This is a genomic window from Paraburkholderia sp. CNPSo 3281 (assembly GCF_024206515.1).
Lineage (GTDB): Bacteria > Pseudomonadota > Gammaproteobacteria > Burkholderiales > Burkholderiaceae > Paraburkholderia > Paraburkholderia nodosa.
The window spans coordinates 1-13,415 of record NZ_JAMBPS010000102.1; the positions used below are offsets into that span (position 1 = coordinate 1).

General features: G+C 60.5%; 13 protein-coding genes and 3 pseudogenes. 10 read left to right on the top strand and 6 right to left on the bottom strand.

Annotated features, from left to right (window positions below):
* Together M3I56_RS39420 and M3I56_RS39425 are read right to left on the bottom strand one after the other, a co-directional pair.
* A partial coding sequence (locus M3I56_RS39420) for a phospholipase D-like domain-containing protein (protein ID WP_254358494.1) occupies nt 1-567 on the bottom strand: 567 nt, incomplete at its 3' end.
* Between the two features lie 452 nt (nt 568-1,019).
* Nucleotides 1,020-1,682, bottom strand: a pseudogene (locus M3I56_RS39425) (GlxA family transcriptional regulator); the annotation flags it as partial.
* Here M3I56_RS39425 and M3I56_RS39430 point away from each other — a divergent pair.
* The 4 genes from M3I56_RS39430 to M3I56_RS39445 all read left to right on the top strand — a co-directional run bounded on the left by M3I56_RS39430 (nt 1,640) and on the right by M3I56_RS39445 (nt 5,388).
* Complete coding sequence (locus M3I56_RS39430; RefSeq protein WP_375541878.1) at nt 1,640-1,960, top strand: GNAT family N-acetyltransferase; 321 nt, start codon at nt 1,640-1,642, stop codon at nt 1,958-1,960. The pseudogene M3I56_RS39425 and the gene M3I56_RS39430 sit on opposite strands and share 43 nt — an antisense overlap.
* A gap of 755 nt (nt 1,961-2,715) precedes the next feature.
* Nucleotides 2,716-4,458: a methyl-accepting chemotaxis protein gene (locus M3I56_RS39435; protein WP_254358495.1), complete on the top strand. Its 1,743-nt coding sequence runs from the start codon at nt 2,716-2,718 to the stop codon at nt 4,456-4,458.
* 37 nt (nt 4,459-4,495) lie between these two features.
* Entirely contained in the window at nt 4,496-5,047 is a 552-nt protein-coding gene (locus tag M3I56_RS39440) for a hypothetical protein (protein WP_254358496.1), read from the top strand.
* A complete protein-coding gene (locus M3I56_RS39445; RefSeq protein ID WP_254358497.1) occupies nt 5,044-5,388 on the top strand; it encodes a glutathione binding-like protein in 345 nt (114 codons plus the stop codon). The genes M3I56_RS39440 and M3I56_RS39445 overlap by 4 nt, the downstream gene beginning before the upstream one ends.
* Nucleotides 5,389-5,559: 171 nt before the next feature.
* Here M3I56_RS39445 and M3I56_RS39450 read toward each other — a convergent pair whose 3' ends face one another.
* The 4 genes and pseudogenes from M3I56_RS39450 to M3I56_RS39465 all read right to left on the bottom strand — a co-directional run bounded on the left by M3I56_RS39450 (nt 5,560) and on the right by M3I56_RS39465 (nt 8,181).
* Entirely contained in the window at nt 5,560-5,751 is a 192-nt protein-coding gene (locus M3I56_RS39450) for a hypothetical protein (protein ID WP_254358498.1), read from the bottom strand.
* Nucleotides 5,752-5,989: 238 nt separating this feature from the next.
* Entirely contained in the window at nt 5,990-6,565 is a 576-nt protein-coding gene (locus M3I56_RS39455) for an NADPH-dependent FMN reductase (protein WP_254358499.1), read from the bottom strand.
* A gap of 43 nt (nt 6,566-6,608) precedes the next feature.
* On the bottom strand, nt 6,609-7,103 hold the full coding sequence (locus M3I56_RS39460) for a DUF4863 family protein (RefSeq protein ID WP_254358500.1): 495 nt from the start codon (nt 7,101-7,103) through the stop codon (nt 6,609-6,611).
* A 306-nt stretch (nt 7,104-7,409) separates the two neighbouring features.
* Nucleotides 7,410-8,181, bottom strand: a pseudogene (locus M3I56_RS39465) (dioxygenase).
* A gap of 224 nt (nt 8,182-8,405) precedes the next feature.
* Between M3I56_RS39465 and M3I56_RS39470 the strand changes: the two are divergent.
* The 6 genes and pseudogenes from M3I56_RS39470 to M3I56_RS39495 all read left to right on the top strand — a co-directional run.
* The gene (locus M3I56_RS39470; protein WP_254358501.1) at nt 8,406-8,843 is read left to right on the top strand and encodes a RidA family protein; all 438 of its coding nucleotides are present in this window, start codon (nt 8,406-8,408) and stop codon (nt 8,841-8,843) included.
* 48 nt (nt 8,844-8,891) lie between these two features.
* The gene (locus M3I56_RS39475) at nt 8,892-9,419 is read left to right on the top strand and encodes a 3-hydroxyanthranilate 3,4-dioxygenase (protein WP_254358502.1); all 528 of its coding nucleotides are present in this window, start codon (nt 8,892-8,894) and stop codon (nt 9,417-9,419) included.
* Nucleotides 9,420-9,502: 83 nt separating this feature from the next.
* The gene (locus tag M3I56_RS39480; protein WP_254358503.1) at nt 9,503-10,459 is read left to right on the top strand and encodes a LysR family transcriptional regulator; all 957 of its coding nucleotides are present in this window, start codon (nt 9,503-9,505) and stop codon (nt 10,457-10,459) included.
* Between the two features lie 129 nt (nt 10,460-10,588).
* Nucleotides 10,589-12,076 (top strand): 2-hydroxymuconic semialdehyde dehydrogenase, encoded by a 1,488-nt coding sequence (locus tag M3I56_RS39485; protein WP_254358504.1) that lies wholly within the window; start codon nt 10,589-10,591, stop codon nt 12,074-12,076.
* Complete coding sequence (locus tag M3I56_RS39490) at nt 12,076-12,900, top strand: fumarylacetoacetate hydrolase family protein (protein WP_254358505.1); 825 nt, start codon at nt 12,076-12,078, stop codon at nt 12,898-12,900. The genes M3I56_RS39485 and M3I56_RS39490 overlap by 1 nt, the downstream gene beginning before the upstream one ends.
* Nucleotides 12,894-13,415: pseudogene (locus M3I56_RS39495) on the top strand (acetylating acetaldehyde dehydrogenase); the annotation flags it as partial. The gene M3I56_RS39490 and the pseudogene M3I56_RS39495, both read left to right, overlap by 7 nt.

Here is a 13,415-nt window from a genome sequence, read left to right on the forward strand (position 1 = left end):
ATTCCAGAACAGGGCGAAATGCTGGTACATGGCGTGCAGGGAGGAAGCATCCTGGCCGGCGTCGCCCGACACCATCAGATCGCGCTCGCTGAGCCAGTTACGGAAGCTCGCATCCCAGATCGAGGTACTGCCGATCACGGCCGTGTCGCCAACCAGGAACAGTTTGTCGTGCATGCGATGCGAAATCTCGACGAGATCGGATCGTGGATGGAAGATTCGGAGTTCAATGCCGGGAGCCACCTCGTGCAGCGCGACGATGAACTCGTCCTCGAACGGGTAGTGCGGCTCGGGGCCGATGCCGTCGATCAGCAGCTTGACCGGCACGCCTCGGCGCGCCGCCTCGACCAGATGACGCAACAGTAGGCCGCCGGTCTGATCGATTTCGAAGATGTAGGCGAGGATGCGGATCTGCTCGGTAGGCGTGGCACGGTCGACCAGCGCAATCCGCGACTGCATCAACTGACCGTCGTCAAGACTGGCGACCAGGTCGACACATTGCGCGCGGCCTTGCTGAGAAGAGGCAAACACGCATGCCAGAATGAGCGCCAGGCTTCTTGTTGTGGTCATGATGTGGCGAACTGGTTCGATGTGTCTCCGGCCCTACGTCCTCGAAGGTCTGCAAGGCTTCCCGGCCTCGATAAATGCCTGTTCCAACGTATCAATGCGCAGATAAACCGCGGTGAGTTGCGAGCAAGTGTTTGTGCTATGGTTGTTTTTCCGGTGCCCGGTAGTCCTCCGAAGGCAATCAGCATTTTCGACGCTCTCCCTATTCGAATGTTGGCTGATTGTCGCAGGATTCCTGTCGCGACTTCCAGTGACCGCTCCTGGGCGCATAGAGCCGCACGCCGAGTGCGTCTCGGGCGCGCACTGTCATGAAAAAAAGCATAGCTCGCCAGCAGTGACACTGACAATCCAAATCTCCGGACACTTCAAACGGATCCAGTCGAGTCGTCAACTGGAGCGCGGCGCAAACGCAATGTCGAGTTGATATTGCCCACGGCCTCGCGCTGTACTTGCGTTCAGCGCGCATCGCGGCGCAATTCACGCACGCCTCGTCCGAGGCGTCTGCGAAGCAGTGTACGCAGCGTCATGCCATCGGCGTAGCCGACCTCAGTGGCGATCGCCTCGATATCCAGGTGAGTTGTCTGAATCAGGTGAAGCGCACGCTCGACGCGCAAATCCTGAAAGTACGGCAGAGGCGATTTGCCGAGCACCGACTCGATACGACGTTGCAGGGTTCGCTTGCTCGTCGCCAGAGCGTCGGCCGCCGACTCCAGCGAAAAGCCTTCTGCGAGCCGCGAACGTGCCCAGCGCTCGAACCGTTCGACGAGTGGATCCGCGCGGGCCAGGTGCTCCGGGATCATGTACGTCGCCTGCGACGGCCGCCTGTCTACCGGCATATAACGCGCGACAAGAGCGGAAAGCTCGGGGCTCAACTGACGTATCAACCACAGTGCGAGGTCGAGATGCCCCATTGCGGCTCCCGCAGTAACGAAGTCACCCGAGGGAACCAGCATTCTCGATTCGTCGAGACGTACGTCCGGATAGCGCTGGCGGAACAGGGGATTCAGCCACCATGTCGTCGTGCCATCGTGGTCCTGCAGCAGCTGCGATTCCGCCAGCACGAACGTGCTGATGCATGACGCCGCAATGCGCGAGCCACCGGCATGCCAGGCACGCAATCCGCGAGCGAGGACAGCTCATCGCAATGGCAGGTGAGCGCATGCACATCGACGATTACGTCGAGATAAGCGCGGTTTGCGTGCATAACGAGCATCGCGGCAAGGGCTTTGCAGGGCGACTTGTGAATGTCCTGCGCAGGGATATCGAGGCACGCGGGAATACGGCGTTCCTGCATGTCCGCAGTGACAATCAAGCTGCAATCGGGTTGTATGAACGCATTGGGTTTGAGTTAAGACAGGCCTTTCACCTGATCAGGATTAAGCGCAATCCGGGGTGAGTGAGGAACGTCACGCTCCAGGCACATCCAGAAAAATCATGCCGACGATCGCCCCTGCAATTGCGGGTACGCATCAGCGTGCGGCGTGGTGATTCACCCCGGACGGGCTTACAAGTTGTTCGGGTCTGGCGCCCACATAGAAGGACGAAAGGTACATACACACAGGGAGGTCTCCACGTAAGCTGGGTACTCTGCAATACATAATGTTTTTGAGTTGTCGAAAAAAACAGAAGGGAAAAGGCGCGTCATGCGGGTGGACATGACGCGCGAAGGGGATAACTGCCGATTCCGACCCGGCACGTAAGTGTCCAAGTTCCAGACCTGACTTGCCCTCTCACGGTGTCGTTCGGCATCCAAAGTCTACCCAGTCACATACGGGACAGAAAGTAAGGATTTTCTGAAAATATTGTCGTCTTACGAGCAATTTGCCCGTGCACACACAGCCACCGACGAACGATCAGCGGAGCGTGCCACCTTTGCTGGCATGGCAGTGGGTTCGGTAGAACAGTTCTGTTCAGGAGGCAGCGATAGGGTCAGGAAGTGCTGACCATATTTTCAGGAATTCCTTACGGGCTCACAGATCAAGTTGTGGTTGATGCGAGTCGTATACCCTGAAACAGGCTGATCGAAAATATGAAAACGCTAACCGTGCGACTTCTTTTTAAAAGTGTACTTCAATCAGGTCTATGTGTGTCTCATTGGACGTGCGTCCCGATCTTGATTGTTTGTACCCCTCCTGGTTTTGGAATTGACACATGCTGAATCATTGGTCAGTGAAAGCAAAACTCTCGATAACTTTCGGAATCCTGACAGCTATCGTTATAACCGTGTCCGGGCTGTCGCTGAAGCAGCTGAACGACGCGAACGACCGGTTTTCCGGCTATATCAGCGGTATCAAAGCACGAGCAGACGCGGCGGATGCTGTTCGTGCCGCGGTCGATGATCGCGCTATGGCAGTACACAATCTGGTGCTGGCCACGACGCCTGCCGATATCGCACTGGAAGGCGCCGCTGTCAACGACGCTGAACGCAAGGTGGAGGCCAGACTGGAGAAGTTTGAGGCCCTGGTGGCAAGCGCTTCCGACATGAGCGAGAAAGCTCGGAGTCTCGCGGCTGAACTTCCGCGAAATGAAGGACTTTTCCGTCCCGTGGCTATGGAGATTGCCAGGCTTGCAGTAAGTAATCAGCGCGACGCAGCAATCGTGGAAATCAACGCCAAAGGCAAGCCGTTGCTCTCGGCCCTAATCAAGGCGTCGAACGAGTATCTGGATTTTACTCGTGACCGTGCAGAGCAAATGGTACGGCAATCGAGTGTTCAATTCGAGAATCAGCGGAACCTGCTGATTTCGTTCTGTCTGGCCGCGGTCGTAATGGCGGTCGTGGCTGGCGTTGTCATCACTCGGGGCCTGCTGCGAGCCTTGGGTGCTGAGCCCGACGCACTGAGCGATGTGACCCAGCGCGTAGCCGGCGGTGATCTGAGTTCGGTATCGGGGGCAACGACTGCCCCTCCGGGAAGTGTGCTCGCCTCGATGGGCGAAATGCAGGTCAGCCTTGTTCGCCTGATTGGTCAGGTTCGCACTTCCGCCGACAGCATCGCTATCGGTGCGAGCCAGATCGCGACGGGCAACGTGGATCTTTCCTCACGCACGGAACAGCAGGCGGCATCGCTGCAGGAAACCGCCTCTAGCATGGAAGAGTTGGCGTCAACGGTGAAGCAAAATGCCGAGAGCGCTCAACAGGCAAGTTCCCTTTCGGCCAGCGCATCCGAAGTGGCGGGGCGGGGTAATCAGGTCGTGGGCAAGGTGGTCGACACGATGAGCGAGATCAGCACGAGTTCCGCCAGGATCGCGGATATCACCGGGATCATCGAAGGGATCGCCTTTCAGACCAACATCCTCGCGTTGAATGCTGCTGTTGAGGCTGCCCGGGCAGGCGAACAGGGGCGCGGATTTGCGGTCGTTGCGAGCGAAGTGCGCAGTCTCGCCCAGCGGTCGTCCAGTGCAGCCAAGGAGATCAAGGAACTCATCAACGCTTCCGTGCAGAAGATTCACGCCGGATCGTCGCTCGCGAATGAGGCTGGAAAGACAATGGCGGAAGTGACGCAGGCCGTGGCGCGTGTGACCGACATCATGGGGGAAATCGCCGCTGCATCGACCGAGCAGAGCCGCGGTATCGAGCAGGTCAATCAGGCGATCACACAGATGGATGAAGTGACGCAGCAGAATGCTGCGCTGGTGGAGGAAGCTGCGGCAGCCTCGAAATCACTCGAGGATCAGGGGCGGCTGTTGAACCAGGCGGTTTCGTTCTTCCGTCTGGATTCTCTGGCCGCGGCCTCGTCAACGGGCGGATCTGCTGTCCCGGCGAACCTTGCGGAATCCCGCGGGCGCGCCGCGCGCCCGGCACTCCGGAAAGCTTCGGCGGCCGCGAGACCGCTCACAGCGGCAGTTCACGCGATAAGCCCGGTTGCAGCCAATAGTGAAGCCTGGGAGACATTCTGAGGCCGGCCGAACACAAGCGGTAATATCATCCCGCCCTATGACTTCACCGTTCCTGCATCGACTCAAGATCATGCTTTGGACAAGTGAGCCCCACACGCGCATTCGCCTGCAGCACTGGTGGCTCACTGTCGTGATCTATGCGGGAACTGCCGCAGTGATGATCCCGTTCACGGATTCAAGAACTGACTTTGGCGATGCGATCTTGATCTGGTTGCTCGTGGTCGTGTGTTCCCTGTCTGTGTTCCATTGCTTGATTCGGAGCGATTGGAGCAAGCGCCTCGCTGATCCCGCACTTGCCCAGGCTCAGATCCTCTTTGCGGTTCTTGCGGTTATGGCGTTTTACACGATCACTGGCATCGCTCGCAGTGCGGTGCTTCTTCCACTAGTGCTGGCGCTTAATTTCGGGGCATTCTCTATACGCTGGCGACGCATGATTGAATTGACGTTGCTCGCTCTCGCCATCATGGCTTCAGCCATGATCTGGATGCATGTGCAGTGGCCGGGCCGTTATTCGACAACCGTAGACCTTTCGAACTTTCTCGTCAGCATGGTCACTTTGCCCGGAGTGGCCGGACTGGCAATGATATGAAGCTCTATTACTCGCCGGGAGCGTGTTCGCTTGCGTCCCATATCGTCGCACGCGAAGCCGCCGCTCTTCAATCACTCGACGCCCGCACCAGTCCGTGCCGAAAGGCAAGAGGCACGCTTCAAAATTACGCACTTCTGGAGCGGTCCCTTACGGCCCGACAGTGGTTGCTGGGAGAGCGTTTCTCGGCAGCAGACGCCTATCTCTTCACGGTGACAAACTGGGCGCCGCACGTTGGCCTGGATATATCGCGGTTACCTGCTATCACAGCGTTTCAGCAACGCGTGGCTAGCCGACCGCGAGTTCAGGAAGCACTAATAGCGGAAGGGCTGCTGCGGGGCTAGTCAGGTAAGCGGTCTTGTGACCGCTTTTCGCAACGCAAGGCGCCAGGTGCCGAGTCAATTCGCAATTCGAGGGAGTCAGCGTTCGGTCGCAAGCAGCGAAAGCAAACGTTGATTTTCTGATCGCTGACGATATGAAAGGCTACGATGGGTGTCGGCACCTGCGGTGTTGAATCAGTTGTCGTCGCTTCTGGACGCGAGATGCTCGTGAGGCTCGGGCTCTGCCGCATCGGCGTCGGGAAGGTCGTCTGCGGCAGGATTTTGCCAGCCCTTCGGATCGGGCTGGACAGTCGTGCTGGTGGAAGTTTGCGCGGGCTCGAGGGAGGTGCCGGTGCCGGTCGACTCACTGGATGGATTCGACGTCATGATGTGCTCCTGCGCTGAAGAATGCAGCTTCCCATCATGATAGTCTGCTTTGTCGCCTTACGCCGATAACCCGATTACGATTGGGCTTCCTGGCTGCACAGCTAAACTCCTGGTAACTCTCCGCTCGCCGCTGGACCTGCGGTAACGCACCGGGCACACAATGGTTCCCTCAGCCCCAAAGTCGCGGCAGTTCGCCCTAAAGGAAGTCGAGCAAAGTGCAGGATTGCGACAACGAAAATCAGGCTAACCGAGCAGCGGTTCGATACAAGGCCGCACCAACACCGGATACCAGCCGCTCAACATTCTCGTCCTTGAGTTTCCCTTCGACATCGAATGCCTGATGCGCGTGGCTCAGCGCAAACGACTCGGGAATGACCAGCATGCCGAGCTTGTCGAGCACCGCACGCATGCCTGTCTGCGAGCGAACGCCGCCAAGCTGTCCCGGTGACGCAGAGACGAGCGCCGCGACTTTTCCAGTCAGCAACGCGACGCCCGATGAGCCGTCATTGCACGGTCGGCTGATCCAGTCGATTGCGTTTTTCAACAACGCAGTGTAGCCGCCGTTGTATTCGGGCGTCGCGATAAGCATCGCATCGTGCTTCGCGACAAGCGCCTGGAGCGCATGTGCTCCGTCAGGCAGTCCATATTCGGCCTCAAGGTCGCCGTCGTACAGTGGCAATGAGTAGTCTGCGAGCCGGATCGGTGTCACTTCGGCACCGGCGATTCTTGCGCCGACCACGGCAACGTCCAGCAATTTCTGATTGAGCGAGTCGCGGCGAGAACTGCCGCTGACGGCGAGAATCCGGATGCTCATGACGGTTCCCAACAAAAGTCTGACAAACGCGCAGCAGGTGCACTCACGCGGCTGGCGGCGTACGATATTCGATCTCTCCGCCGGGCAGAAAATAGAGCATGAGCGCGTTGCCGGTCACAGTCGGAAAGTGTTCGCTAAGTGGCGGGAAAATGCGCCAGCCGGCGCCGTGGCCACAGAATTTCGCCCCTTCTTCGAGCGGGACGATCATGTTGATCTCCCCGTTCGTGTGACAGTGGTACTGACCTTTCACGTCGCGCAGCAGTCCGCTCTCTACGCTCATTTGCGCTGTTTCACTCGACGGATCTGCAATCCGGCCTCGGCGATAATCCCCGCCCTCGACCTTGACATAGGCGGCCCAACGTTCCTGAACGCCGAGCTTCAGGAGGCGTGCAAGCTCGGCATACGATTCGGTTCCCGGGCCGAACGCCTGGTTCAGATGTGCCTCGAGATCAGCGTCGAGCGGGCGGTCCCGAATGTCGTCGCACAGGCGGCGCACGGCCCGCAACATCTCTTCCTTGTGTGTTCCAGATGGCAACATGATTTTCGCTGTCTCCGTTCCAATCGCACGAGCATCGACTACTGACCGCCCAGCAAACTAAAGGACCTTGCGCGTTCTCACGGGATAGGGCCGTCTTGCTTGCCGGGTCAAACCGGAATGCCAGTCGATCAGACACCAGCTAGTCTAGGCGGCCGCGTGACGGGCGGATAATCAAAAGTTTCGATGGCCGTATTCCCGATTCGAATACCAGGACTTTCGAGGTGAGTCTGGACGGACTCAATGAAGAACGGGTCTCCATCCGCGCCTGGACTCGAAAATCCGCGCGATTACCGTCCTGCCGAGCCGTTACGCCGTAGCTGAGGCACGGGGGCGCTGGACGATCTGGTTGTCCTTTCCCTGGACAAGCGGCGTGAGCGTGAGGTTGAACTCGATGTCCTTGTACGTATCGGCCTTCAGGCCCAGCGCAGTGCCACCGGTCATTTCCGTCACGGGCGGAATCAGCTCTTCGCGCGTTGCGTAGGCGAAGTCGTCCCAGATCAGCGCGTCGCCTTCGATGTTGAACTGTGTGGTCAGCTTGCGATGATCGTCGCTTGTGATGAAGAAGTGCACGTGCGCCGGGCGGTTCCCATGACGGCCCAACCCGTTCAACGGTTGCTGAGTCGCGCCTTGCGGCGGGCAGCCATAGCCGACCGGCATGAGGGTGCGGAATTCGTACGTCGAGGCCGGTGACCGTGCCGTGAATGACGAGCGGCCCCGCATCGGCGTCGGCGTTGAGGTCGATGCGCGAGACGCTCTCGCGCACCGGCGCGCCTGCAACATACAGCGGCCCTTCGATCGTGCGCGGCGTGCCGCCTTCGAGACCCACCGCCTTGTCCGCGGCGTCCATGCGGATGTCGAGGTACTTCTCGAGACCGAGACCGGCAGCCAGCAGCGCCGCATCGCCGTCCTGGCCGAGCTTGCTCAGATAGTTCACGCCGGCCCAGACTTCATCGGGCGCGATGTCGAGATCGTCAATGGCCTTGAACAGGTCGCCCAGCAGTCGATAAACGATCTGCTGGAAACGGGCGTTGCCGCTGCCGCCGTTCAGATTCGCAGCGGCCTTCAGCAGGTCCTGCACTTCCTCGCATCAGCTTCGACAACTGAGCCGAAATGCACCAGGAATTGCAGCATTAAGCTCAGCGTGACTCTGTGCCTCGGTGTCGCCGGTATTCCAGCGTGGAATACCGCAAACGGAAACTTTGATTATTCGCGGTCCCGCGCGCTGCCTAGACTGACGAGCGCGAGATGATGCTTTGAACGGCTCAGCTCCGAGGGCAAAACGTATGACGATAGGACAGTCGAATGAACCAGACAATTGAACACCGCGTGGTCGAAGGCAAGGCCAAGCCGCGCGGGCGCTTTCCCCATATCGTTCGCGCCGGCGATTTTCTGTTCGTCTCGGGCACGAGTTCACGGCGCGCCGACAACACGTTCGCCGGGGCGACGGCGGACGGCTTCGGCACGGCTACGGTCGATATCCGCGAGCAGACACGCATGGTCATTGAAAACATCCGCGATATCCTCCGTACTGAGGCAGCGGACCTGATCAACGTCGTCGAAATCACGGCGTTCCTCGTCAACATGAACGATTTCGGCGGCTACAACGAAGTCTATGCGGAGTACTTCGACGAGACTGGTCCGACCCGCACAACGGTGGCCGTTCACCAGCTGCCACACCCGCTGCTGACCATCGAGATCAAGGCGATCGCCTACGCGCCGCGCGACGGTGCGGTCCAATAGTCCAGCAAAACCACGGCCATATTCAGCAATTCAAGGAAGGGGACAACCATGGCGCATTACGGCAAGCCGTTCAACTTTGCTCGCTGGATCGACGAGCATGAGCATTTGTTGAAACCGCCTGTCGGCAACCAGCAGGTCTGGCAAGACAGCGATCTGATCGTGACCGTCGTTGGAGGTCCGAATCATCGGACTGATTTCCACGACGATCCGCACGAAGAGTTCTTCTATCAGCTGCGCGGCAATGCGTACCTGAATCTGATGATCGATGGCAAGCGCGAACGCGTCGATCTGCGCGAGGGCGACGTATTTCTGTTGCCGCCACATGTGCGTCATTCGCCACAGCGCCCTGAGGAGAACAGCGCTTGCCTCGTGATCGAACGCCAGCGAGCGCCGGGTACGATAGACGGATTCGAATGGTATTGCCTGAACTGCGATGGCCTTGTGCATCGCGTCGAGGTGCAGTTGAAGGACATCGTCGAGGATCTGCCACCGCTCTTTGCAGGGTTCTACGAATCGCGGGAAAAGCGCACATGTCCGCATTGCGGCGCCGTACACCCGGGCCGCGACGCGATATGAGCGGGATCGGCGCCCGCTAACGGCACCGCCGGGACGCCGCTGCTAAGATCGAGCTTCACGATTCCCTGATCGACGGCGCCATCATGCATCGCTATCCTCTCAGCCAGATAGGACTGAGCCGCAATCTGAAACTCAGTCAGCTGCTCGTATTCGACCGCGTGATGGAGACCGGATCGATCCGGCGTGCCGCGACCGACATGGGCCTCACGCAGCCCGCCGTGACGAAGGTCATTCAGGAACTCGAATCGTCATTCGAAGGTGTGCTGTTCGAGCGTCATAGCCGCGGCGTCATTCCGACCGATCTCGGCCGTGTCGTCGGTCGACGTGTCAAGTCGCTGATCGCCGAGTTTCGGCACATGTCTGAAGAACTCGACACCTTCCGCTTCGGCACGGCGGGGCACGTGGTCATCGGCACGCTGATCTCGGCGTCGGCTCATCTGTTGCCGGCTGCGATCACGCGTTTGAAGTCGCGTGCCCCGGACGTGCTTGTCACCGTGCGGGAAGGGCCAACCGCGCAGCTCTTTCCCTTGCTTGCGACCGGCGAGCTCGACATCGTCGTCGGCCGCCTGCCGGAGGTCGAGCTGCCGATTGCCGACGCATTCCCGCTCACGCATCACAAGCTCTTTGACGACTCGTTGGCCGTCGTTGTCGGCAACGGGCAGGAAATGGCTAGCGCATCGATCGGTTCGCTGCGTGATCTTGCGGACGCGCCGTGGATTCTCCCGACGATGGAGTCGCCGCTGCGCTACGCGGTGGAGCGCATGTTTCGCCAGGCAGGGCTCAAGCTGCCCGCGGATATCATCGAATCGCTTTCGGTACTGACCAATCTCGGCATCCTGCTCGAGGCTCCGCGTGTGGCCGTCATGCCGCGTGTAGCGGCCACGCGCTTCATGCGGGCTGGTTTGCTGCGCATCCTCGACATTCCCGAAAGCGGGTCGTTCGGCACCGTAGGTTATTCCGTGCGCTCCGACAAGGAGCTGAATCCGGCCTGCGAGTCGTTCGTCGAGTGCCTGCGCGAGGCTGCCAAGGCATCGGCATAGTCGCCGTGTGAGTCTGCGCCGGTGAGTTCGCTATTCCATGTTTTTATATCAGCAGCGCAAGTTTTGATTATTCAGCGCACGGAGGCACTCCTACACTGACTGCACATCAATCAGTCAGCAGGAAGGCCCATGAATGCCAACCCCCGAGCACGCGCTGCCTTACCGGCGCGCCTGCGCCATTTCATCGACGGCGAATTCGTCGACGGCGCCGATACGTTTGCCAACCTGAGCCCGATCGACGGTCGGGAACTATCGCGTGTCGTTGAAGCGGACGCGGCTGCAGTCGATGCCGCCGTAAAGGCCGCGTGTCGTGCGCAGCAGGGCCCGTGGCGTCGCCTGAGCGCCGCGCAACGCGCGGACTGGCTGCATCGCATCGCCGATGGGATTCAGGCGCGTTTCGACGATTTCGTCGCGGCCGAAGTCGCCGATACGGGTCGCTCCATCACCCAGGCGCGCAGCCTGGACGTCGCACGCGGCATCGCGAACTTTCGCACATTCGGCGATCTCGTGCGGACCGCGAGCGGCGAATTCTTCGAAACCTCGACGGCCGTCGGCGAGATGCTCAACTACGTGACGCGCAAACCCCTCGGCGTCGTCGGCGTGATTTCGCCGTGGAATCTGCCGCTGCTGCTGTTCACATGGAAGGTCGCGCCGGCGCTCGCAATGGGCAACTGCGTTGTAGCGAAGCCTTCGGAAGAGACGCCCACTTCAGCCACGCTGCTCGCGGAAGTCATGCGCGATATCGGCCTGCCGCCGGGCGTCTTTAACCTGATCCATGGTCACGGCGGCAGCGCGGCCGGCGAATGGCTCACGCGTCACGCTGGCATTGACGCAATCACGTTCACGGGCGAGTCGAAGACCGGCAGCACGATCATGAAGGCTGTGGCAGATGGCGTAAAGAACGTGTCGTTTGAACTGGGCGGCAAGAACGCGGCCGTGGTGTTTGCCGATGCGGACTTCGACGCGGCAGTGGATGGCGTGCTGCGTTCGAGCTTCACGAACGCGGGGCAGGTGTGCCTGTGTTCCGAACGGGTCTACGTCGAGCGGCCGATCTTCGAGCGCTTCGTCGCGGCGCTCAAGGAGAAGACGGAGAGGTTGAAGGTCGGCTCGCCGTATGAGGCGGGCACGACGACTGGGCCGCTGATCTCGAAGGGCCATCGCGAGAAAGTGCTCGGCTATTTCAAGCTCGCCGCCGAAGAGGGCGCGACGGTTGTGACTGGCGGGGGCGTGCCGCAGTTCGGCAACGATTGCGATCACGGCGCGTTCGTTCAGCCGACGATCTGGACCGGTCTGCCCGACACCGCACGCTGCGTGACCGAGGAAATCTTCGGGCCGGTTTGCCATATCGCGCCATTCGATACCGAAGAGGAAGTGGTGCGCCGCGTAAACGATAGCGCCTACGGCCTCGCTGCCTCCGTGTGGACTACGAACCTTAGCCGCGCGCACCGCGTCGCACCGCAATTCGAAACCGGCATCGTGTGGGTCAACGCCTGGTTCGTGCGCGATCTGCGCACGCCATTCGGCGGCGCCAAGCTCTCGGGTTTCGGTCGCGAAGGGGGGCGCCATTCCATGGACTTCTACTCCGAGCTGACCAACGTTTGCGTGAAGGTGGCGTGATGACGACCCAGCTTCAGGCACTTCAGGTCATTGCGGACACGCTCTGGCAAGCGCAGCACCAGCAGCCGTTCGGCGCAGTGCAGCCGGTTCGCGAGGCGATCGCCGCCCTCGATGGCGACCCGCTCTCCAACGCTTACCGTGTACAGCAGATCAACACGCAGCGGCAACTCGAAGGTGGCGCGCGGCTCGTCGGCCGCAAGATCGGACTGACGTCTGTGGCCGTGCAAAAACAACTCGGCGTCGATCAGCCGGACTTCGGCGTGCTGTTCGATCACATGGCGTATGGCGATGGTGAAGAGATTCCGTTTGCACGCACGCAGCAGCCGAAGGTCGAGGCCGAGATCGCGCTGATTCTCGAACGCGATCTGAGCCACGAACGTCATACGATTGCAGACATCATCGGCGCAACCGCATACGCGCTGCCGGCAATCGAAGTGGTCGGCAGCCGCATCGCGCAGTGGGATATCTGCCTCGCCGACACCGTGGCCGACAACGCTTCGAGCGGCCTCTTCGTGCTCGGCAACCGGCCGGTCAAGCTCGAAGCGTTCGACGTTGTTAGCTGCGGCATGGTCATGGAGCGCGGCGCGGACCCGGTGAGCGTTGGCGCGGGCGCGGCGTGCCTCGGCAATCCGCTCAATGCCGCCGTGTGGCTCGCGAACAAGATGGTTCAGGTCGGCGCGCCGCTGCGTGCCGGCGACATCGTGCTGACCGGCGCGCTTGGCCCCATGGTTGCAGTCAATCCGGGCGACGTGTTCACCGCCCACATTCAGGGCCTCGGCGCCGTCCGGGCGCAGTTCTCCAATCAAACGGAATCGGCATCGTGAAAGACAACTCTCGACTCTCCGTTGCCGTCATCGGCTCGGGCAACATCGGCACGGATCTGATGATCAAGATCATGCGCCACAGCAAGCATCTGGAGATGGCGGCGATGGTCGGCATCGACCCGAACTCCGATGGTCTTGCGCGTGCCGCGCGTCTTGGCGTGGCGACCACGCATGAGGGTGCGGAAGGGCTCACGCGCCTGGCTTGCTTCGACGACATCGACTTCGTGTTCGACGCGACGTCGGCCGGCGCTCACGTGAAGAACGCCGCGCTGCTGCGCACGTTCAAGCCGTCGATTCGCGTGATCGACCTCACGCCCGCTGCCATCGGCCCGTACTGTGTGCCGGTCGTGAACCTCGACGCACACATCGAAGCGCCCAACGTCAACATGGTGACGTGCGGCGGTCAGGCCACGATTCCGATGGTCGCGGCGGTGTCGCGCGTCGCGAAGGTTCACTACGCCGAAATCGTCGCGTCGATCAGCAGCAAGTCGGCGGGCCCCGGCACGCGCGCCAAC